At 64.4% G+C, this 21,532-nt stretch carries 16 protein-coding genes; 13 read left to right on the top strand and 3 right to left on the bottom strand.

Annotation, left to right across the window (positions count from 1 at the left end; genetic code table 11):
- Positions 1-63 precede the first annotated feature (63 nt).
- The gene (locus CGLUCO_RS12180; RefSeq protein ID WP_084036159.1) at positions 64-1,323 is read right to left on the bottom strand and encodes a hypothetical protein; all 1,260 of its coding nucleotides are present in this window, start codon (positions 1,321-1,323) and stop codon (positions 64-66) included.
- Positions 1,324-1,421: 98 nt separating this feature from the next.
- On the opposite strand from CGLUCO_RS12180, the gene CGLUCO_RS12175 reads away from it, so the two are divergent.
- The 7 genes from CGLUCO_RS12175 (at position 1,422) to CGLUCO_RS12145 (ending at position 8,228) form a co-directional block, all read left to right on the top strand.
- Positions 1,422-3,320 carry a glycosyltransferase gene (locus CGLUCO_RS12175; protein ID WP_084036158.1) on the top strand — a complete coding sequence of 633 codons (1,899 nt, stop codon included), beginning with the start codon at positions 1,422-1,424 and terminating at the stop codon, positions 3,318-3,320.
- Positions 3,310-3,861 carry a phosphatase PAP2 family protein gene (locus CGLUCO_RS12170; RefSeq protein WP_005393280.1) on the top strand — a complete coding sequence of 184 codons (552 nt, stop codon included), beginning with the start codon at positions 3,310-3,312 and terminating at the stop codon, positions 3,859-3,861. Before CGLUCO_RS12175 ends, CGLUCO_RS12170 begins: the two co-directional genes overlap by 11 nt.
- The gene (locus tag CGLUCO_RS12165; RefSeq protein WP_005388261.1) at positions 3,845-4,846 is read left to right on the top strand and encodes a decaprenyl-phosphate phosphoribosyltransferase; all 1,002 of its coding nucleotides are present in this window, start codon (positions 3,845-3,847) and stop codon (positions 4,844-4,846) included. The genes CGLUCO_RS12170 and CGLUCO_RS12165 overlap by 17 nt, the downstream gene beginning before the upstream one ends.
- A 5-nt stretch (positions 4,847-4,851) precedes the next feature.
- On the top strand, positions 4,852-6,660 hold the full coding sequence (locus CGLUCO_RS12160) for an arabinofuranosyltransferase AftB family protein (protein WP_084036157.1): 1,809 nt from the start codon (positions 4,852-4,854) through the stop codon (positions 6,658-6,660).
- A 61-nt stretch (positions 6,661-6,721) separates the two neighbouring features.
- A complete protein-coding gene (locus CGLUCO_RS12155) occupies positions 6,722-7,717 on the top strand; it encodes an alpha/beta hydrolase (protein ID WP_005388267.1) in 996 nt (331 codons plus the stop codon).
- A 67-nt stretch (positions 7,718-7,784) separates the two neighbouring features.
- The gene (locus CGLUCO_RS12150; RefSeq protein WP_084036156.1) at positions 7,785-7,988 is read left to right on the top strand and encodes a ribbon-helix-helix protein, CopG family; all 204 of its coding nucleotides are present in this window, start codon (positions 7,785-7,787) and stop codon (positions 7,986-7,988) included.
- A 24-nt stretch (positions 7,989-8,012) separates the two neighbouring features.
- Positions 8,013-8,228, top strand: coding sequence for a toxin (locus CGLUCO_RS12145; RefSeq protein WP_260322587.1), 216 nt, complete (start codon positions 8,013-8,015; stop codon positions 8,226-8,228).
- A gap of 57 nt (positions 8,229-8,285) precedes the next feature.
- On the opposite strand, the gene CGLUCO_RS12140 is transcribed toward CGLUCO_RS12145, so the two are convergent.
- Complete coding sequence (locus CGLUCO_RS12140) at positions 8,286-8,483, bottom strand: DUF2283 domain-containing protein (protein WP_084036155.1); 198 nt, start codon at positions 8,481-8,483, stop codon at positions 8,286-8,288.
- A 191-nt stretch (positions 8,484-8,674) separates the two neighbouring features.
- Here CGLUCO_RS12140 and CGLUCO_RS12135 point away from each other — a divergent pair, with 191 nt between their 5' ends.
- From CGLUCO_RS12135 to CGLUCO_RS12110, 6 genes are all read left to right on the top strand, one after another.
- Complete coding sequence (locus CGLUCO_RS12135) at positions 8,675-10,561, top strand: alpha/beta hydrolase-fold protein (protein WP_084036154.1); 1,887 nt, start codon at positions 8,675-8,677, stop codon at positions 10,559-10,561.
- A gap of 3 nt (positions 10,562-10,564) precedes the next feature.
- Positions 10,565-11,017, top strand: coding sequence for a DUF732 domain-containing protein (locus tag CGLUCO_RS12130; RefSeq protein WP_070739079.1), 453 nt, complete (start codon positions 10,565-10,567; stop codon positions 11,015-11,017).
- 3 nt (positions 11,018-11,020) lie between these two features.
- A complete protein-coding gene (locus CGLUCO_RS12125) occupies positions 11,021-11,920 on the top strand; it encodes a cutinase family protein (RefSeq protein WP_005393297.1) in 900 nt (299 codons plus the stop codon).
- Between the two features lie 75 nt (positions 11,921-11,995).
- Positions 11,996-13,789 carry an AMP-binding protein gene (locus CGLUCO_RS12120; RefSeq protein WP_084036153.1) on the top strand — a complete coding sequence of 598 codons (1,794 nt, stop codon included), beginning with the start codon at positions 11,996-11,998 and terminating at the stop codon, positions 13,787-13,789.
- A gap of 90 nt (positions 13,790-13,879) precedes the next feature.
- Entirely contained in the window at positions 13,880-18,520 is a 4,641-nt protein-coding gene (locus CGLUCO_RS12115; protein ID WP_084036152.1) for a type I polyketide synthase, read from the top strand.
- Complete coding sequence (locus tag CGLUCO_RS12110) at positions 18,520-20,070, top strand: acyl-CoA carboxylase subunit beta (protein WP_084036151.1); 1,551 nt, start codon at positions 18,520-18,522, stop codon at positions 20,068-20,070. Before CGLUCO_RS12115 ends, CGLUCO_RS12110 begins: the two co-directional genes overlap by 1 nt.
- 314 nt (positions 20,071-20,384) lie before the next feature.
- Here the strand turns inward: CGLUCO_RS12110 and CGLUCO_RS12105 are convergent, their stop codons facing one another.
- Positions 20,385-21,521 (bottom strand): HNH endonuclease signature motif containing protein, encoded by a 1,137-nt coding sequence (locus CGLUCO_RS12105; protein WP_198481462.1) that lies wholly within the window; start codon positions 21,519-21,521, stop codon positions 20,385-20,387.
- Positions 21,522-21,532: the final 11 nt, after the last annotated feature.

Genomic DNA, 21,532 nt, shown 5'->3' with positions numbered 1-21,532 from the left:
AGCTGTCTCATGACCCCGCTACATCCACCGAATTACCTAGTCGATGGCGGAAAGCCACAAATCCTAGTGCAGCGACTCGAATGTCTGCAGTTCGCAGAAGGAATAGCAGGGGTGCCAGTCGAAATCCCACACGGCGGGCAGCCGGCGCTTGTCCAGGTTCTTGATGCTCATGAGCTGGTCGGTAAACGGAATGTACTCGGTGTAGAGGCCGCAGAGGGCGTGGATGAAGTCGGGATCTGCGGGAGCCAGGTTCTGTGCGCCTTCGATAAGCAGCGTAAGTGCGTCGTCGCGGGTGGCGGAGCGGGTGTGCCGCATGTCGCGGGAGAGCCAGGTCAGCTCGTTTTCGCGGGCGTTCGGGTCGCCGTTTTCCAGCGCGTAGAGGTATTCGATGTTGCTGCAGGCCGTCTGGAAGCCTTCCACGTTGTTGCGCATGACCGATACGCCCTGTTCCATGGTGTCGCGGTTCTCCGACTTGCCCAGTTCCTTGGGGTCAGGAAGCGCGCCGACAAGCGAGGCGATCTCCTTCATTTCCTTGGAGATGGAGTCCCACTGCTTGTGCAGCTGTGTAGAGGCGAGCGGGGAGCGGAGCGCCTCCGCCTGCAGGTCAACCTGCTTGAATCCGAGCGCGATGGAGGGCACGTTCTTTTTCAGCCAGCGGATATCGGCGGCGGTGGAGTGCTGTCGGTTCCGCAAGAGCCGGGTGACACCCCACAGTGCGGCGATGACACACATGGCGATGAACCAGCCCATGGAGATCTTCAGCCACATGGGGACGTGATCCTTCGCGGCCTCCGGGTCGGCGGCGGCCCGGGCAGCGTCGAGAAGCGCACGATCGTAGCGGTTCTGGGAGGTGTGGACGTCCATTGCCGAGCGAGCACCGGCGAGGTGCGAGGAATCGTTGAGGCCGAGGGCCTCACAGACCTCGGGTGAGCAGTAGATACCCTTCGACTTGGGGTTCACGCCGATGGCGATGATGAGGGTGCCGGGGGCAAATTGCTTGCCGTCCTCGCTGAGCAGTTCCGCAGGGTAGGTGGTGGCGATGGTGCGCGACAGGTCGGACTCGTTGTCCATGAACACCACGTAGGCCAGGCGTTTGACCTCTTCGGGGAACTGGATGTCGTAGGTGAGCTGGGTGATGACCCATTCCTGGTTGTAGGGGATGAGGTCGTAGTCGTCGTAGATCTCCACCGGCCCGTTCAACGGTCCGTCGAGCGCGAGCGAGATGGACCCGTCGAGCGCGAGCGGGGTGGACTCCTCGAACGCATAGGCTGTGGGGCCGCTGAGCGCAAGGGCAGCGGTAGCCAGGGCGGCGAGAAGCTTCATAATGGTTAATGGTAACCCATCGGCGCGGAAACTCCATAGCATTTGGGCGGGGCACTAGGATTGGGCGAGAGTTAATATACGTGTTCAAAGGATGTGGCATGACTAAGGCAGTAGAGCGCCTCCAGCGGGTACTTCTCCCGCGCCGGGGAGAACCGAAAGACGTACGCAGTCTGTACCTCTTAGAAGAAGGAGGGTGCCGCTGGAGTGACCGCTTCAGCCTCACCATCCCCGCAGGCGAAGAAGTCAGCTTCGAAACCTACTTCGGCGCCTTCCCCGCCTCCTACTGGCGGCGCTGGACTGTCCTCGAGTCCGTCATCCTCCGCATCGAGGTGGAAGGCGCAGCGCGTGTGGAATGCTACCGCTCAAAAATCGACGGTGCCCGCATCAGCCTCGGCGGTGAACTCGTCGAAGACGGCGTCCACGAATTCGAGCTCTCCCTCGCCCCATTCGAAGACGGCGGCTGGCTGTGGTTCGACATCACCGCCGAATCGGACTGCCGCATCGTCTCCGCCGAATGGTGGGCGCCCCGCGAGCCCGCCGAACACGCCGGAGAAGCCAAGGTCACCGTGGGTATCCCCACGTTCAACCGGCCGCAGGATGCCGTCGCCGCCCTCTACGCGCTGGCGGAGGATCCCGAGGTAGACAAAGTCGTCGACGCGATCATCATGCCCGACCAGGGCACGAAGCACCCCGCCGACGAGCCCGGCTATCAGGAGATCACCGAGCACTTCGGCGACCGCTTCTTCGAGTTCCGCCAGGGCAACCTCGGCGGCTCCGGAGGATACTCGCGCATCATGTTCGAGGCGCTGGGGGACAAGACACCGGACAGCCCCTACATCGTCTACATGGATGATGACATCGCCATCGAGCCCGACTCCATCCTCCGCGCGCTGGCCGTGTCCCGCTACGCCGAAAAGCCGATGCTCGTCGGCGGGCAGATGCTCAACCTCCAGGAGCGCAGCCACCTGCACTCCATGGGCGAGGTCATCGACCCGGTGACCTTCATGTGGACCTCCGCCCCGCACGTCCACTACGACCACAACTTCGCCAAGCACCCCTTGAGCGATCAGGGCAAGTTCGGCGACAAGCCGGATGCCCCGAACTCCCGCGACCTGCACCGCCGCATTGATGTCGACTACAACGGTTGGTGGATGTGCATGTACCCGCGCGAGGTCGCCGAAAAGATCGGCCAGCCGCTGCCGCTGTTCATCAAGTGGGACGACGCCGAGTTCGGCATCCGCGCCGGCAAGGCGGGCTACCCCACGGCAAGTTGGCCGGGCATTGCCATCTGGCACATGGCCTGGTCGGACAAGGATGATGCCATCGACTGGCAGGCCTACTTCCACCTCCGCAACCGCCTCATCGTCGCCGCGCTGCACCACGACGGCCCCGTCAAGGGGATCCTCCGCAGCATGCAGAAGGCGACCATCAAGCACCTCATGTGCCTCGAGTACTCCACGGTCGCCATCCAAAACGAGGCCATGCGGGACTTCCTCGCCGGTCCCGAGCAGCTTTTCCGCGTCCTCGAGTCCTCACTGCCCAAGGTGGCAGGCATCCGCAAGCAGTACCCCGACGCGGTGAAACTCCCCACCGCCGCAGATCTCCCGCGCCCCTCCGGCGCGCCGGGTGTCCCCACCAAGGACATCGGTGGCAGGCTTGCGCCGCTGAAGAAGGCGATCTGGCTTGCAAAAGGGCTGAAGCACTCCCTGAGCAAGGAGAATAAGGAGCATCACGACGTGCCGCAGGCGAACTGGGCGCCGATCGAGGCCCGCTGGTTCTCTCTGTCGCGTGTCGACGGCGCGACGGTCACCACCGCCGACGGGACCGGCGTGGTGTACCGTAAGCGTGACCGTGACAAGGCCAAGGCGCTGCTGGAGGAGTCGCATGCTCTTCAGCAGGAGGTCGTGCAGCGGTTTGATGAAATGCGTGAGCGCTACCGTGGTGCCCACGAGTGGTTGACATCACGCGAAGCATGGGGAGAGGTTTTTGAAGATTAAAGGTGATCCGTGGGGCGAGTCCGATATTCTCGTCGCCCTGCAAGAGGCAACACGTAGCCTGCAGCCCGCGCTGGGAGCGACCGCCCGTGGCATGAGCCACTTCGGTGAGCACGCGCTCGGCTGGATGGGCATCGCCGCCGCCGGCGCGCTTTTCGACGCGAAAACACGCCGCAAGGCGTGGATCGAGATGGGCACCGCAGCGTTTACCAGCCACGCGGCCTCCGTCATCCTCAAACGCATCGTGCGCCGCCCGCGCCCGCACCGCGAGGACATCGAGATCGGCGTCGGCACGCCCAGTGCGCTGAGCTTTCCGTCCTCGCACGCCACGAGCACCACGGCAGCGCTCGTCTACACGGGCTGGATCATCGACAATAAGGCCGTCTACGTCGGCATTCCCGCGATGATGGCTTCGCGTATGGTGCTCGGCGTACACTACCCCACGGACGTGACGGCTGGCGCGCTGCTTGGCGCCGCGACGGCCGTTGCCGTGCGTAAAAGCAACGTTGTAGGAAGGATTCTGAGCCGTGCCGGACGACTTTAACTCTGAGCCGCACACCCAGGGCATCGAGGCACCTGTGGATTCAGGCGCGAATGCGTCAAAGAAGCGCCCCCCGAAGAACCTGCCGGATGCCATGATTAAGGCGTTGCGCCCCAAGCAGTGGGTGAAAAACGTCCTCGTCGTCGCCGCCCCCGCGGCCGCCGGCTCGGAGGCGCTCACCAACGTCGGCACGCTGCGCGACATCGTCATCGCGTTCGCCGTGTTCTGCATGGCCGCCAGCTCGATCTACCTCATCAACGACGCGCGCGACGTGGAGTCCGACCGCCAGCACCCGACCAAACGCTTCCGCCCGATCGCCGCCGGCGTGCTGCCGGTGAACCTCGCCTACGTCATGGCGGTGGTGCTCATCGTCGCGGCGATCGGCGTCTCCTTCCTCGCCACGGCGGGCAGCTCACTGGCCATCGTCGTCGCCATCTACATCGCCCTCCAGCTGGGCTACTGCTTCGGCTGGAAGCACCAGCCGGTGCTGGACATCGCCCTGGTCAGCTCGGGCTTCATGCTGCGGGCGATGGCCGGTGGTGTCGCCGCCTCCATCGACCTGTCGCAGTGGTTCCTCATCGTCGCGGCCTTCGGCTCGCTGTTCATGGCCTCCGGCAAGCGCTACGCGGAGCTCATCCTCGCCCGCGAGACGGGCGCGAAGATCCGCAAGTCGCTGGCCGGTTACACGGATACGTACCTGCGCTTCGTCTGGACGCTGTCGGCAACGGCCGTGGTCATGAGCTACTCCCTGTGGGGCTTCGAGATGGCTGAGGCCGCCCGCCAGGCGGGTTCTGCCGGCGCGATCTGGTACCAGATCTCCATGGTTCCGTTCACCATCGCGATCCTCCGCTACGCCGCCGACGTTGACCGTGGCGACGGTGGTGCCCCGGATGAGCTGGCGCTGACGGACCGCACGCTGCAGCTTCTCGCCGTGGCGTGGCTTGTCTGCATCGTCCTCGCCGTCTACATCACCCCGGCGGTCCTCTAGGCACCATGATCCGCAAGGTCGAAGCTAGCCTCCTCGTCGTCGTTCTCGCTGTCTGCACGGGCATCTGGGGCTGGATGCGCCGCTGGATGTCGGACGACGGTCTCATCGTCCTGCGCACCGTCCGCAACCTCCTAGCCGGCCACGGCCCCGTCTTCAACGCCGGCGAGCGCGTCGAGGCCAACACGTCAACGCTCTGGCAGTACCTCATCTATGCTTTCAGTTTGCTTTCCGACGCCCGGCTGGAGATCATCGCCCTCTGGTTAGCCCTCGGGCTTTCGGTCGCTGCTGTGGCGATCTCCACGTGGGCGTCCGCCCGCATGCACTGGGGATCCTTCGTTCTCCCCGTCGGTGCCCTCGTCTACCTGGCGCTGCCCCCGGCCCGCGACTTCTTCACCTCGGGCCTCGAATGGGGACTGTGCATTTTCTGGATCGCCGTCGCCTGGGCGCTCCTCCTCCGCTGGGCGTCCTCCGACGCCGAGTACATCACCTACCTCCTCGCCTTCTGGGCGGGGCTGTCCTGGCTCGTCCGCCCCGAGCTAGCTCTCTATGGCGCCTTCATCGGTTTGCTGCTGTTCGCCGCCCGCCCGACGTGGAAGCTCATCGCCGTGGCACTACCGGTGCCGCTGGGCTACGAGATTTTCCGGATGGGCTACTACGGTCTCCTCGTGCCGCACACGGCGGTGGCGAAGTCCGCCTCCGGTGCCATGTGGGAGCAGGGCTGGAAATACGTCCGGGACCTAACGGATGCCTATAACCTCTGGCTCGTCCTGGCGCTGGTCGTGGCCGGTGGCATCCTCGCCGTCGTGCGTCGGCCGAGCCGGTTCGATCTGCGCTCCCGCTCGATGGTCGTCATCCTCATGCTCGTCTGCGGTGCCATCCACGTGCTCTACGTCGTCCGCGTCGGCGGCGATTTCATGCACGGCCGGATGCTCCTGCTGCCGCTCTACGCGATGCTGCAGCCGGTGTGGGTGCTGCCGGTGCGCCATATCATCGAGGCGATTATCCCCGCGGCCGTGGCCGTGTGGGCGATCGTCGTCTCCGTCAACGGCTACCACTGGTACTACAACGACGACCCGTCCACCCTGAACATCGTCGACGAGCGCGCCTTCTGGCTGCGGATTACTCACCACACCGTCGAGGACCCGATGCTCACAGCCACGGACTTCCTCAAGGCAGACCGCATGAGCGGCTACACGGAGGCTCTTGAGGAAGCCTTCTCCCAGCCCACAGGCATGCTCATGCCGATCCTGAAAAACAAGGATCCGGAAGAGTTCGGCTGGATCACCGTGCCCCGCATGGTGCGCGAGTCCGCCCCGGCCTACACCCACCAGATGGATTCCATCCCGATCACCATCTACTACACCAACATGGGCATGACGAGCATGAACGCCCCGCTCAACGTCCGCGTTCTGGATACCATCGGCCTCTCCACCCCGCTGGCCGCCCGCGGGCCACGCCTCGAGGGGGCGCGCATCGGCCACGATAAGTACCTGCCCGAATACTGGCAGCTGGCGGCCAGCGCCTCCGACGTTCACCGCCTCCCGCCGTTCGCCCAGCCGGAGAAGGTTCCGGCCGCCCGCGATGCCCTGTTCACCTCTGATCTCGTGGACCTCGCCGCAACCTACAAGGCCCCGCTCACGCCGCAGCGGTTCTTCGACAACATGAAGTGGGCTCTGAAGAACGGCCGCACCCTCGAGGTGTCGCACGATCTGGAGGATTACGCCGACAAGCCGGTGGAAAAGGACGCGACCATTGTTTGGCCGATCCGCTGGGGTGACGATACCCATCCGCAGACTTTTCTCACTTGGGAGTAACGCTTCGTGGGTGCCTACCGATATAGTGTGTGACAAATAAAAGATACCGGAGGAGTTTTATATGAGGAAGTTGATGCGACGCGCCGTCGCGGCGATCATGGCCTTTGTGTTGGCCGTTACCGTGACGCCGGCCGCCCAGGCCGCGAACCGTGACTGGTTGCGCAACGATTCCACCGGCCAGTGCGAGTGGGACCGGGCACAAAACTGGGTCCAGTACTGCACCGTCTGGTCCCCGTCCATGGAAAAGCACATCCCCGTCCATATCCAGCCAGCCATCCGCGGCGGCAACGCAGGCCTCTATCTTCTCGACGGCATGCGCGCCCTCCCGGACCGCTCCGCCTGGACCACCGATGTGAACGCGGCGGAGCTCTTCGTCGATTCCAACATCACCCTCGTCATGCCCGCCGGCGGTGCCGGTTCCTTCTACTCTGACTGGGACGGCCCAGCCACCTTCAACTTCAAACAGCCCGTGAAGTACCGCTGGGAGACCTTCCTCACCCAGGAGCTGCCCTCTTACCTGGAGACGAACTTCGGTGTCGCGCGCAACAACAACTCCATCGCCGGCCTGTCCATGGGCGCCACCGCAGCCATTTCGCTCGCCGCCAAGCACCCCGACCAGTTCCGCCAGGCCATCAGCTGGTCCGGCTACCTCACCACGACCCTGCCGGGCATGCAGTCCCTGCTCCGCCTCGCGCTTCTCGACGTCGGTGGCTTCAACATCCTCACGATGTACGGTTCCACCATCAACCCCCGCCGCTTCGAGAACGATCCCTTCTGGAACATGGGCGGCCTAAAGAACACGGACGTCTACATCTCCGCCGGCCCCGGCATCCCCGGCCCTGCCGATGCCGGCTATCCCACCGGCCAGAAGATCTCCGGTGCCCTCCTCGAGTGGTTCTCCGCCTACTCGACGACCCTCTGGGAGACCAAGGCCCGCGCCACCGGCCTCCACGTCACCGCCGACTACCCCAAGACCGGCCTCCACAACTGGATGAACTGGCGCGACCAGATGATCCGCACCAAGCCCCGCATCCTCGATGTCATGAACGCCTGGTAACAAAACCACTCTGATCGGCGCACCCCTTTCGGGTGCGCCGATTTTTTATTTCGTCACTGAAGAACAGTTGGAACAGTGGGTCGCGGAAGCGGAAGAGGGCTACGACGTTGACGAGCTAAAGAAGCGTGGTCGCGCCGCTGCCCCAACGCACGTCGTTGCTGTTCGCCTAACGACGGACGAGCTGGAGTCGCTCGATCGACTCGCTGCAGAGAGGGATCCCTCGCGGTCTGAGCTCGTGCGCCAAGCCATCGCTGCCTTAACAGCTGCGTGAGAGCGGCAAAATCTGCAACTAAGCATGGCATCAGCGCTCGCGATGCTTTTCAGGCTGCAACGGATTCCCTATGGGTCGAAACACTGGATGATGGTTCGGAGCAGTGGGGAGAACTACGTCTTGGGTTCGATACCCCATGCCAGACTTCTTGAAACCGTTGTCGTTGTTTCAGTAGACGGCGAAGAAGTTTTCATCCATGCAATGAAAGCCAGAGCAAAGTACATCGATCTTCTCGGCTGATGGGTTTGCGCTGGAAAAGACCATGAACACCTGGTAACCCCTTCCTTGGGGCGTAATCTACGCCCGTTGAAACTCTTCGGGCAGTATCCGCGACGCACAGACGAACTCGATCCCGATGATCGTGCCCCGCGCATCGATATCCACGATCACCTCTCCATCCTGCACGTCACACACCACCTGCTTTTCCGAGGGGGTACTCGCAGCTGTCGGCAAGAGATACGCTGCATCGGCCTCAGCGTCATAGGTCAGTTCCATGCCTCGATTCTTGCCAGACACCGCGTACGCCAGCCCCTTCCGCTCCGCCCGCGTGTCTCTTTTACAAACCCTCAAGTTTCACTTAAGCTTAATGGCAGTCAAAACCAGACGCCGGAAGAGGGGAACTTTCGGACCTGCGTTTTTCCTGAGTCAATTTGCCCTGCGAAAAAACGTTAAAAAGGAAGTTTCACATGTCTTCACGACTGCGCTATCTTGCCTACCCGCTCGCCCTGAGCCTCCTCATCACCCCGGTCGCCGGCGCGCAAAGCTCCTTCCCGAGCGTGCCTAACCAGCCGGGACTCTCCGACTACCTCCAGGACGATGTCCCCCAGCGCACCCCGATCCGCACGGACTACCCGGAGATCAAGGGGCTTCCCGACGGTGTCTCCGTCGACCGCGTCGAGTGGATCACCGACCGCCGCATCGCCGTCTTCATCAAGTCCGCCGCCATGCCCGGCGAGCCGGTCCAGGTGCAGATGCTGCTCGCCCGCGACTGGTACTCCAACCCGGCCAAGACCTACCCGGAGGTGTGGGCTCTCGACGGCCTGCGCGCCCTGGACACCGAAAACGGCTGGACAATCAACACCAACATTGAGCAGATGTTCGCGGATAAGAACGTCAACGTCATCCTGCCGGTTGGTGGCGAAAGCTCCTTCTACTCGGATTGGCTGAAGGAGAATAACGGCAAAAACTACAAGTGGGAGACGTTCCTCACCCAGGAGCTGCCGGCCGTGCTGAAGCAGGGCTACCGTTCCAACGGCCAGCGCGCCATCACGGGCATCTCCATGGGCGGCACGGCGGCGATGAACCTCGCCCAGCACCGTCCCGATATGTTTAACTTCGTCGGTTCGTTCTCGGGCTACCTGGATACCACCTCGCCGGGCATGCCACTGGCCATCCGCGGCGCGCTCTCCGATGCTGGTGGCTACGATGCCACGGCCATGTGGGGCCCGGATGGATCCCAGCAGTGGATTGATCACGATCCGAAGCTCGGCCTCGACGCGCTGAAGGGCAAGACGGTCTACGTGTCCTCCGGTTCGGGTAAGGACGACTTCGGCGAGCCGGGGTCGGTGGCGACGGGTCCGGCCAATCCGGCGGGCATCGGCCTGGAGGTGGTTTCCCGCATGACCACCCAGACTTTCGTCGATCGCGCGAACCGGGCGGGTCTGAAAGTCATCTCGCAATTCCGTGGAAGTGGCGTCCACGCCTGGCCGTACTGGCAGTTTGAGATGGTGCAGGCCTGGCCGTACATCGCCGATTCCCTCGGCCTGTCCAAGGAGGATCGTGGCGCCGACTGCGCCACGGTCGGTGCGATCGCCGAGGCCACCGCGAGCGGCGATTACGGTTCCTGTACGGTCAACGAGTACGACGTCAAGGGTGGCAAGGCACAGGACTTCCGCCGCGGCCGCGCCTACTGGTCGCCCGACACCGGCGCCCACGTCCTCTTCGGTCGGATCGGTGCTGTCTACGCCGAGGCTGGCGGTCCCGAAAGCTGGCTCGGCTTCCCGACGACCGGTGAGCAGGTAACCCCGGACGGTCACGGTCGGTACGTGCACTTCCAAAACGGCTCCATCTACTGGACCCCGGAGACCGACGCCCAGGCCATCCCCAAGGACATGTTCGATGCCTGGGGCGAGAACGGCTGGGAGGCCGGCGACCTGGGCTACCCTGTGTCGGCACCGAAGGAGCACGACGGCAAGCTGGTGCAGACCTTCCAGCGTGGCTTCATCGTCCGCAACAGCGACAAGGCCTACTGGGTCCGCGGCGAGATCGCCAAGAAGTACGGCCTGCTTGACACGGTGAACTCCAAGCTCGGCGCCCCGGTGGGCAACGAGGAGCTTATCAACGGTGGCGCGCTGCAGCGCTTCGAGGAGGGCAGCATCTACTGGTCCCCGGCAACCGGCGCGAATGTGATCTTCAACGGCCCGATCCGCGACGCCTGGGGCGAAGCCGGCTGGGAGAACGGCAAGTTCGGCTTCCCGGCCAAGGACCAGGAGAAGATCCCCGCCGGCGGCGAGAAGGTCGTCTTCGAGCACGGGACCATCTCTCAGATCAACGGCAAAATTGTGGAGAAGTAACCGATGAAGAAACTCAGCCTGGTGGCACTCGCTTTCTTGCTCACAGCCTGTGGGTCGGCAACGAGCGAGTCCACCGATGATTCACAGACAGTTGCCACGAGTATCCCAAAAATTGAGCGTAGCGTGAACCCGACAACGGGTTCTGCCGCACCCCGTCAGACCGCCCCCCAGGTGCAGGACGGCGAGGCCAGCGAGGTCTCCTCCGTTCCCGTGCCGCAGGATAAGCGGACGGACGGGGAGGTGGACTACCTTGCGCAGCTTGATGAGCAGGGGATCACCACCCAAGGCATGGAGGATCAGCTGATTGGGGCCGGCCAGCAGGCCTGCCGCGCCGGCAAGGATTCCTACATCATCCCTGCCGTCGGTGGTCAGCTCGTTGAACAGAAAAAGACCGATCTGACACCCGAGGAGGCCTCCAACGTGATTCGCGCCGCTGCCTCCGATCACCTGTGCTAACACATGAAGAAAATACTCACTGTCCTCGCCGCCCTCATCGTCCTCGCTATCATCATCGCCGGAATAGTCCTGTGGATTTCCGGCGAGAAGAAGGAGGGGCCAACTCCTCCCCCCACGCCGCCGGCTCCGGAGGCGATGTGTCCCCGCTATGAGGTACTGTCCGCGCCGGGGACGTGGGAATCTGCCAAGGATGACGACCCGATCACCCCGAGTTTCAACCCGCAGAGCTTCATGCTGTCCATCACCCAGCCGATCCAGGCGGCCTACGCCCCGGACGACGTCAAGGTGTGGACGCTGCCCTACACGGCTGAGTTCAAAAACATTCAGTCGATGGGGGAGAAGAGCTACGACGCCTCCCGCGAAGAGGGGACGGCAACGCTCCTTAAGGAAATGGAAAAGACTCATTCCGAGTGCCCGCAGACACCCTTCATCCTCGCCGGCTTTTCGCAGGGCGCGGTGATCATGGGGGATGTCGCCAGTGAAATCGGCAACGGCCGGGCCTCTATTCCTGCGGAGTCCATTGCCGGCGTCACCCTCATCGCGGACGGGCGCCGTGAATCCGCCTACGGCCAGGTCGTGGGCAACCCCGTGGCGGGCGTCGGCGCGGAGATCGCGCTGCACCCGGTCAATGCCCTCATTCAGCCGATCGTCCCGCAGGCCACCATGCGTGGCACCCGTGCGGGCGGCTTCGGCGAGCTGGATGGCAGGGTGAACGAGATCTGCGCCCCAGACGATTCGATTTGCGACGCTCCCATTGACGTCGAAAACGCCCTCGGCCGCGCGCAAGCGCTCATCGATGCCAACGGTGTCCACGCCATGTACGCCACCAACCCCAATGTCATCCCGGGGACAACGGCAAATCAGTGGACAGTGGATTGGATGCATGGAATCATAAACGGGTAATTTTGCATGCAAAAGTAACACGCGCCCGCAGTTACTTCGATATGTAGCAATGAAGACATCACCCGAAGGAGTTTTATGAAGATTTCAGCCGCCATTACGCAGTTCGTTGGCCCCGACGGCAACCTGGCTCTCCCGCCCACCCTCAGTGTGCCCGCACTGTCCGAACTGATCCTCTCAATGAGTGGGAATGCCTCCTCGGACGCGTCGCGCGAAGCGCGACCCGTGCTGAGGAATCAAGACTTCTCCACCTCCCGCGAGGGCGTCGTTGAGGAGCTCACTGCGGCGGAGATCAACGCCCGCGTGAAGGCGCTGGCCGTCCGCCTCGGCCAGGTGGCGCAGCCCGGCGACCGCGCGGCAATCCTGGCAGAGAACTCGCCTGCCTACCTCATCGGCTTCCTCGGCGCGATGTACGCCGGGCTCATCCCCGTGCCGCTCTATGACCCGAACGAGCCGGGCCACTCCGGCCACCTCGCCGCCGTCATGACGGACTGCGAGCCTGCTGTCATCCTCACCAACCGCCACTCGGCCCGCGCCGTGCGCGCGCTGCAGTCGGACCGCCCGCAGGCCGAGCGCACGCGCGTCATCGCCGTCGACGCGGTTCCGGCGGCGCTGGCACGGGACTATCAGCCCGTCCCCGTGGGCCTCGATTCCCCGGCGTTCATGCAGTACACCTCCGGTTCCACGCGCACCCCTGCCGGCGTCATCATCACGCACCGTTCGATGCTCGCCAACGTCATCCAGATCCTCATGGCCGCGAAGATCAAGGAGCCGGCGCGCGTCGTCCTGTGGCTGCCGCTGCACCACGACATGGGCATCATCCTCGCCGTGATGTGCCTCGCCGTGGGCTTTGAGCTGGACCTCATGACCCCGCAGGCCTTCATTCAGGAGCCGACCCGCTGGCTCACGCAGCTGGATCGCCGCGCCGACGACGAAAATGTTTACACGGTCCTGCCGAACTTCGCCTTCGAGCTCGCCGCCCGCTATGCCACGCCCACTGAGGGGCTCGACCTCTCCGCCGTCGACTGCATCATCAACGGTTCGGAGCCGGTGACGATCTCCACGGTCAATCAGTTCGTCGACACGTTCGCCCCCTTCGGTCTCCGTCGCGAGACAATCCGCCCGTCCTACGGTCTGGCGGAGGCAACGCTCCTGGTCACCACCCCGCAGACGGATAACCGCCCGTACACGGTCTACTTCGATCGGGAGAAGCTTGCCGACGGCCAGGCGGTCACCGTTTCCTCGCCCGACAACGCGGTCACCGCCACCGCCGTCGGCGAGGTCGTCCGCCCCCAGTGGCTCGTCGTCGTCGATCCGGACACCCATGATGAGCTTCCCGACGGTCGGGTGGGTGAGCTTTTCATCCACGGCTCCAACGTCGCCGGTGGCTACTACCAGCGCCCCGACGACACGGCCGAGACCTTCGTCAACCGCCTCGGCACCCCCGGCCACCGCGCCGCCGGCGCCCCCGACGACGACGCCTGGCTCGCCACCGGCGACCTCGGGGCATTTGTCGACGGTCAGTTGTTCATCACCGGCCGCCGCAAGGACCTCATCGTCATCGCCGGTCGCAACCACTACCCGGCGGACATCGAATCCACCGTCACCGAAGCCACCGACCAGGTCTCCGCCGTCGCCGCCTTCGCCGTGCCTGGCGAGGACGTCGAAAAGCTCATCATCCTCGCCGAGCGCGCCACCGATGTGACCGCCGACGATGCGACGATCATCGAGACCATCACCGGGGCCGTCAGCGCCGCCCACGGCGTGCAGCCCGCCGATGTCCGGCTCTTCCACCCCGGTGAGATTATCCGCAGCTCCTCGGGCAAGATCGCCCGTAAGCTCAACCAAAAGAACTACATCGCTGGAAAGTAACGTTTCCGGCGAGTGGGACTATAAACTACATAGCGCGCCCCGCACGGGGCACGCTTTTGTGTGCACATATAGACGAAAGGGTTAACGCTGGTGTCAACGAAACTTATCACGTGGATTCGTGAGTGGGTAGCGACAGCTACCGACAGTGACCTCGACACTATTAGCGTGGACACGGACCTCACCTCGCTGGGACTTAGCTCCCGCGACGCGGTCGTCCTGTCCGGGGAGCTGCAAAACCTCCTAGACAAACCTGTCGACCCGACAATCGTCTACCAACACCCCACCATCGCGGCGCTCGCCAACGCCCTCACGGCTTCTCCGGCGGAGCCGGAATATAGCGGCGTGGCCGAAGGACACGTCGCCGCAGGCCGTGACGTCGCCATCATCGGCCTCGCCAACCGCGTGCCGGGGGCCGACTCGCGGCATGACAACAACCTCGATACCCTGTGGAACCTGCTCGAGACCGGCACCTCGACGGTGGGGGACAAGCCCGCCGGGCGCTGGAAGGAATACCTCGCGGATCCGGTCACGGCGCAGAAAATGGAAGAGGTCAACCTCACCGGCGGCTACTTCGAGGACATCGCCTCCTTCGACGCCGAATTCTTCGGCCTGTCTCCCGTCGAGGCCGCGAACATGGACCCGCAGCAGCGCATCATGCTCGAGCTGGCCTGGGAAGTCCTCGAAAACGCCGGTTACCCCGCAAACACGCTGCGCGGGGAGCACGTCGGCGTCTTCGTCGGTTCCTCCAACTCCGACTACGGCATGCTCGTCACCTCGGATCCCGCCGAGGCGCACCCCTACGCCCTGACCGGCACCGCCTCCTCGATCATCGCCAACCGCATTTCCTATACTTTCGATTTCCGCGGCCCCTCGGTGGCCGTCGACACCGCCTGCTCCTCCTCGCTCGTCGCCATCCACCAGGGTGTGCGGGCGCTGCGGGACGGCGACGCGGACCTCGTCCTCGCCGGTGGCGTCAACGTCATGGCCGCGCCGTTTATCTCTACCGCGTTCGGTGAACTCGGCGTCATCAGCCCCTCCGGTGGGATCCACGCCTTCTCCGCCTCCGCCGACGGTTTCGTCCGCGGCGACGCGGCGGGCCTGTTCGCCCTCAAGCGACTTGCCGAAGCAGAAGCCGACGGGGACCACATCCTCGCCGTCATCCGCGGCTCCGCCGTCAACCAGGACGGCCACTCCAACGGCCTCACCGCCCCGAACCCGGACGCCCAGGTCGATGTCCTGCGCCGCGCCTACGCCGATGCCGGCGTCGATCCCCGCCAGGTGGACTACATCGAGGCCCACGGCACCGGCACCATTCTTGGCGACCCGATCGAGGCCCAAGCCATCGGCACCGTCCTCGGCGTCGGCCGCGACGCTGCCGATCCGGTCCTCATCGGCTCCGCGAAGACGAATTTCGGCCACTCCGAGTCCGCTGCCGGCGCCACCGCGCTGGCCAAGGTCGTCCTGTCCATGCAGCACGACACCCTGCCGCCGTCGCTCGGCTTCGACGAGCCGAACCCCTACATCGACTTCGACGGCCAGCACCTGGAGGTCGTCACCGACGCCCGCGAGTGGCCCGAGTACTCCGGCGAGAAGATCGCCGGCGTCTCCGGATTCGGCTTCGGCGGGACGAACGCCCACGTCGTCGTCTCCTCCTACGCTGGCGATCCAAAGAACGTCCAGCAGCAGCTCGACGCCCCGGCCGTGGTCACCGTCTCCGGCCTGCTGCCCTCGCGCCGTCGCGAAGCCGCGACGAGCTTGCTCGACGCCGACCTTTCCGATCCGCACGCCGTCGCCCGCGCCACCGCGCGCCGCAACCACGGCCGTTCCCGCGCCGCCATCGTCGCCACCGACGAGGAGCAGCTGCGCCACCGCCTGGAGCTCGTCTCCCAGGGCAAGAAGGGCCCGGGCATCGAGGTTTCCGACGCCCCAAGCACCGCCGGCCCCGTCTTCGTCTACACGGGTTTCGGTTCCCAGCACCGCAAGATGGCGAAGCACCTCTACTACCAGTCCACACTGTTCAAACAGCGCATCGATGAGCTCGATGAACTGGTGACGTTCGAGTCCGGCTGGTCGATGGTGGACATCATCACCGACGACGGCCAGACCTACAACACGGAGACCGCCCAGGCCACCATCACCGCCATCCAGATCGCCCTGACCGACCTGCTCGCCCACTTCGGCGCTAAACCCGCCGCCGTCATGGGCATGTCCATGGGTGAGATCGCCGCCGCCTACGCCTGCGGTGGCCTGACCGCCCACGACGCGATGATGATCGCCTGCCACCGCGCCCGCCTCATGGGCGAGGGCGAGGCGATGCTCACCGAGGAGACCCAGGGCGCCATGGCCGTCGTCGAGGTCCCCGCCGATGAGCTTCCCGACGGCATCGAGCCCGCCGTTTTCGCCGGCCCCGGCATGACCACCGTCGGCGGCCCGCGCCAGCTGGTGCTGGACTTCGTCGACAAGCTCGACGGCGAGGGCAAGTTCGCCCGCGCCCTGAACGTGAAGGGTGCCGGCCATACGAGCGCCCTCGACCCCCTGCTCGGCGAGCTTGCCGCCGAGATTTGCGATATCGATCCCCAGCCCCTCACCATCCCCCTGTTTAGCTCCGTCGATCAGGGCGTTGTCTACCCGGCCGGGACGACGATTCACGACGCGGACTACTGGCTGCGGTGCACCCGCGGCTCCGTCTACTTCCAGGACGCCACCGAGCAGGCGTTCGGCGCCGGCCACAACACCCTCGTGGAGATCTCGCCCAACCCCGTGGGCCTCATGGGCATGATGGCCACGGCCTTCGCCGTCGGCAAGCCCGACGCGCAGCTCACCTTCGCCCTCAAGCGGAAGATGGACGAGGGGCAGACGATCGCCGAGCTCCTGGCCAAGCTGTACGCCGCCGGCAGTCCGGTGGCCTTCGGCGAGGTTTACGGCACCGGCCCCACGGCGACGCTCCCGCACACCCCGTTCAAGGACACCTCCTACTGGACGGCCGCCACCCCGAGCTCCTCGCAGCCCGGCACCGGCACCCTCCTGTCCGCCCCGGTCACCCTCCCCACGGGCCAGCTGGCATTCTCGGCGCAGGCCGAGCGCTGCCCGAGCGCCTACGCTCTCCTCGAGGAAGCCGCCCAGGCACTGCTTCCCGGCTCCGAGCTCGTCGCTTCCGAGGATCACGCGCCCCTGCCCACCTCCGGCGAGGTCACTGTCCTCGCCCGCAAGCACATCGGTGGCGTCAACGTCGAGGTTTACTCCGATCATCTCCTCGCAGAGGGCTTTTCGACGCTTCCATCTCACGCGTCTGCGTCAGCGGGCGCCCCGCCAGCGGAGCCCCCAGTGGAGATTGAAGAGCGCCACTGGGAGCCTGACTCCGGGGAGACCATCAAGGAGCGCCTCCTCTCGATTGTTTCCGAGTCCATGGGCTACGAGGTAGAGGATCTCCCCGAGGAGCTCCCCCTCATTGACCTGGGCCTGGATTCCCTCATGGGCATGCGCATCAAGAACCGCGTGGAAAACGATTTCCAGATCCCGCCGCTCAACGTGCAGGCGCTTCGCGACGCCTCCGTCGCCGACGTCGTCACCATGGTCGAGGAAGCCGTCGCCGGCAAGGAATCCGAACTCAAGGCCGTCGACAAACAGCCCACGCCCGATCCGCATCCCACGCCCGAGCGGAGCGAGGGCGTTGGTGTCGCACCCCGCGACGCCTCCGAGCGCCTCGTCTTCGCCACCTGGGCCGGAATGACCGGCGCCGCTGCCGCCGGCGTGACCAGCACACTTCCTGAAATCGACGAGGAAACCGCAACCAAGATCGCCGAGCGCCTGTCCGAGCGCGCGAACGTCGAGATCACGGCCGACGAGGTCCGCGCAGCGCGCACTCTCGAGCCCCTGGCCAACCACGTCCGCGAGGGCCTGGAAACCGAGGTCACCGGCAACGTCCGCGTGCTGCGGGAGCGCCCCGCAGGCTCCGACGAGCCCGCCGTCTTCCTCTTCCACCCGGCCGGCGGCTCCTCCGTCGTCTACCAGCCCCTGACCCGCAGGCTTCCCGACGACGTCCCGGTCTACGGCATCGAGCGCCTGGAAGGCTCCCTCGAGGACCGCGCCAAGGCCTATCTCCCCGAGATCGAAGAGCTCGCCGGCGACCACAAGATCATCCTCGGCGGTTGGTCTTTCGGCGGCGCCCTCGCCTTCGAGGTCGCCTCGCAGCTCGATCGCGACGTCGCCGTGATCGTCCTCCTCGATACGGTGCAGCCCTCGGAGAAGGTGCCGGACACCCTCGAGGAGACGAAGGCCCGCTGGGAGCGCTACGCAAAGTTTGCCAAGAAGACGTACGGGCTCGAATTCCCCGTCCCGTACGAGATGCTGGAAACCCAGGGCGAGGACGCCGTCATCGGCATGCTCACCGAGTTCCTGGCCACCACGGACGCCTCCAGCCACGGCCTGGCCGCCGGCGTCCTCGAGCACCAGCGCGCCTCGTTTGTCGATAACCGCATCCTGGACAAGGTGGACTTCAACCGCTGGTCCCACGTCACCGCGCCCGTCATGCTGTTCCGCGCTGAGCGGATGCACGACGGCGCCATCGAGCTGGAGCCGCGGTACGCAAAAATTGACCCCGACGGGGGGTGGTCTACTATTGTGGACGATTTGGAGATCATCCAGCTCCACGGGGATCACCTGGGTGTCGTAGACGAACCAGAAATTGCCACCGTGGGTGCTTACCTTACGCGGCGAATCAAAGGAATGTAATGGATCTTTCAACCACAGCAGGAAAACTCGCTGACCTTCGGGCCCGTCTCGAGCAGGCGAAGGATCCGGGCAGTGAGCGTTCGCGCGCCAAGCGTGACGCGGCAGGGCTGACCACCCCGCGCCAGCGTATCGACGCGCTGTTGGACAAAGGCTCCTTCGTCGAAGTCGGAGCCCTTGGTCGCACCCCCGGCGATCCCGACGCCCCGTACTCCGACGGCGTCGTCACCGGTTACGGCCGCATCGACGGCCGCCCCGTCGTCATCTACGCCCACGACAAGACCGTTTACGGCGGTTCCGTCGGCGTCACCTTCGGTCGCAAGGTCTGCGAGGTCATGGACATGGCGATCAAGGCCGGCTGCCCGGTCATCGGCATCCAGGACTCCGGCGGCGCCCGCATCCAGGATGCCGTCACCTCCCTGGCCATGTACTCGGAGATTTCCCGCCGTCAGCTGCCACTGTCCGGCCGCAGCCCGCAGATCTCCATCATCATGGGTAAGTGCGCGGGCGGTGCCGTCTACGCCCCGGTGACCACCGACTTCGTTGTCGCCGTCGACGAGCGCGCGGAGATGTACGTCACCGGCCCTGCCGTGATCAAGGAGGTCACCGGCGAGGACATCACCTCTTCTGAGCTGGGCTCCGCGCGCCAGCAGGAGCTCAACGGCAACGTCTCCTACGTCGCCTCCTCGGAGCAGGACGCCTTCAACTACGTCCATGACCTGTTGGATTTCCTCCCTACGACGTGTTTCGACGAGCCGCCGCGCTGGTCCGCCCCGGCCGACGACGAGCTCGAGGCCCCCGCTCTGGACTCCTTCATGCCCGACGACACGAACGCCGGCTATGACATGGCTGATCTCCTCGCCAAGCTTTTCGACGACGACAACGTCCTGCAAATTCAGGAGAACTTCGCCCCCAACCTGATCACCGCTTTCGCGCGTGTCGACGGCCGGTCGGTCGGCGTTGTCGCCAACAATCCCATGCACTCCGCCGGCTGCATCGATGCCGACGCCGCCGACAAGGGCGCCCGCTTCATCCAGATTTGCGACGCCTACAACATCCCCCTCATCTTCGTTGTCGACACCCCCGGCTATATGCCTGGCGTCCAGCAGGAGAAGGTCGGCCTCATCCACCGCGGCGCGAAGCTTGCCTACGAGATGGTCAACGCCACCGTCCCCAAGATCGCCCTCATCGTCCGCAAGGCTTACGGCGGCGCCTACGCGGTCATGGGCTCGAAGAACCTGTCTGGCGATTTCAACATGGCCTGGCCAACCGCCCAGGTCGCCGTCATGGGATCGTCTGCCGCCGTCGTCATGATCCAGGGCAAGCAGCTCGCCAAGATTGACGACGAAAAGCAGCGCGCCCACATGAAGAAAGTCTTCATGGACTTTTACGACGAGAACATGACCTCCCCCTACGTCGCCGCCGAGCGTGGCTACATCGACCGCATGATCCAGCCTCGCGACACCCGCCTCGAGCTCCGCCGCGCCGTTCGCCAGCTCGATTCCAAGGTCGAGGTCCGCGTCGCCAAGAAGCGTTCCATCTCGCCCATGTAGGGGTTGAAGGATCGCCGAAAAACCATTACACTGTCCTGCGTTCATCACCCCTGAGAGGAGAAACTTATGCTGAGCACCGCTCTTGACATCGTCGGAGACATCCTGACGTTCATTGGGACGCTGTGGCCGAACTACATCGCTCCGGCTCTCGGTATCCCCCTCGGCTCTTCCTAAGCAGAGCCCCAATCAAGCGCACCCCTCGGGGTGCGCTTTTTTGCTTTCCGACGCCCCAAAGCAACCCCAGCGGTCTTGTCACCCGCCCGCAGGCGTGCGAAGGGAACCCCCTGCTGAGGGGGTTGTATTTCGAGCAGTGTTTAGCTGTTTAGTGTGGCCATTTTTCGTGCTAGGCGGATGGCGCCGCCTTGGGCGCAGGGGTGCATGTTGAGTTTGGGGTTGCCGCCGAAGGCGGGCACCCACATGTCCAACCCATCAATTTTCTCCACATGCCCATGCAGGGGACGGTCCCGATCATCATCGTTTCGCCCATTGTCATACGGGCACAGCATCGTCAGGTTGGAGGTTGTGGTTTTCCCACCGTGTTTAAAAGCCACCACATGGTGCGGCTGGCAATAATCTGCACCGACCCCGCACCCATCGGCCACACACACCGGGTTGATAAGCCGGAGCACCTGACGCTGATACGCATCAGCAAACCGGGCATCCGGATCCTCTGGATCCAGGCGGAACAACCCCAGGTCCTCACCAGTGATGTGGTTGACAGTCAGGGCTAAACCGAAGGCGGTGATTTGGACTTGGGTGAAGTCTTTGACTTGCATCACCGACCCGTCGGTAAGCGATAAGACGGCGTGTGCGCGTTCTGCGGGGGTCACCCCCAACACGTCGGGGTTAAGCGGCACGATGACAGCGGGGGTAACGGTTGCGACTTTGCCGGTGGCATTGCCCAGAATCAACTGGCAGATGGCGTCTGCCAGGTCGAGGTGTTCCTTTTCGGCGTAGGCTTTGGCGGCGTTTATAGCCTGGGTGACCAGGTGGCTGGAGGTGCGTACGCACAGGTCTTTCATGGTGGAGTTTTTCACCCGCCTCGTCGACACCGCCTTCTTCGGGTTCTCCGCCCCCGTGCCATTGATCGCGGCCAACAGTTCTTTGGCGCGGTGGCTTATTGCCGCTTGGTCGGCGGGTTGTTGCAAAAGGCCGATGCGGAGCTGCCAGGCGTTGTTTTTGTTTTTCAGTTTGGCTACGTGGCGTTCGATTTCCCGCAGTGATTCCAGTGTGTGGTGGTTAGCACTAGACCGCGCCCGGCAGCGTTCTTGTTTGACGGTGGCGCTGGTGGTGCCGAAGTAGATGCCGGATAGTTTCTTAATCACCCGGGCGTGTGCCGGGTCGGCACCACCGCGAACAAGTTTTGCAACAGACCAGCCTTGGTACACCCCAAGGATGGTGTTCATCGAATCAGCGTAGAGGCGTAAATAATCCCCCCGAAATGTTTCCATACCCCGCACAC

Source organism: Corynebacterium glucuronolyticum DSM 44120 (assembly GCF_030440595.1).
Classification (GTDB): Bacteria; Actinomycetota; Actinomycetes; order Mycobacteriales; family Mycobacteriaceae; genus Corynebacterium; species Corynebacterium glucuronolyticum.
The sequence above is the reverse complement of the archived record's forward strand: the minus strand, read 5'-3'. Positions and strand labels throughout refer to the sequence as shown.

Excerpts from the sequence above, each read along its gene's own strand:
- CGLUCO_RS12130 (WP_070739079.1), top strand. The coding sequence starts at position 10,565 with ATGAAGAAACTCAGCCTGGTGGCACTCGCTTTCTTGCTCACAGCCTGT.
- CGLUCO_RS12120 (WP_084036153.1), top strand. The coding sequence starts at position 11,996 with ATGAAGATTTCAGCCGCCATTACGCAGTTCGTTGGCCCCGACGGCAAC.
- CGLUCO_RS12175 (WP_084036158.1), top strand. The coding sequence starts at position 1,422 with ATGACTAAGGCAGTAGAGCGCCTCCAGCGGGTACTTCTCCCGCGCCGG.
- CGLUCO_RS12180 (WP_084036159.1), bottom strand. The coding sequence starts at position 1,323 with ATGAAGCTTCTCGCCGCCCTGGCTACCGCTGCCCTTGCGCTCAGCGGC.
- CGLUCO_RS12110 (WP_084036151.1), top strand. The coding sequence starts at position 18,520 with ATGGATCTTTCAACCACAGCAGGAAAACTCGCTGACCTTCGGGCCCGT.
- CGLUCO_RS12145 (WP_260322587.1), top strand. The coding sequence starts at position 8,013 with ATGGCATCAGCGCTCGCGATGCTTTTCAGGCTGCAACGGATTCCCTAT.
- CGLUCO_RS12155 (WP_005388267.1), top strand. The coding sequence starts at position 6,722 with ATGAGGAAGTTGATGCGACGCGCCGTCGCGGCGATCATGGCCTTTGTG.
- CGLUCO_RS12140 (WP_084036155.1), bottom strand. The coding sequence starts at position 8,483 with ATGGAACTGACCTATGACGCTGAGGCCGATGCAGCGTATCTCTTGCCG.
- CGLUCO_RS12125 (WP_005393297.1), top strand. The coding sequence starts at position 11,021 with ATGAAGAAAATACTCACTGTCCTCGCCGCCCTCATCGTCCTCGCTATC.
- CGLUCO_RS12160 (WP_084036157.1), top strand. The coding sequence starts at position 4,852 with ATGATCCGCAAGGTCGAAGCTAGCCTCCTCGTCGTCGTTCTCGCTGTC.
- CGLUCO_RS12105 (WP_198481462.1), bottom strand. The coding sequence starts at position 21,521 with ATGGAAACATTTCGGGGGGATTATTTACGCCTCTACGCTGATTCGATG.
- CGLUCO_RS12135 (WP_084036154.1), top strand. The coding sequence starts at position 8,675 with ATGTCTTCACGACTGCGCTATCTTGCCTACCCGCTCGCCCTGAGCCTC.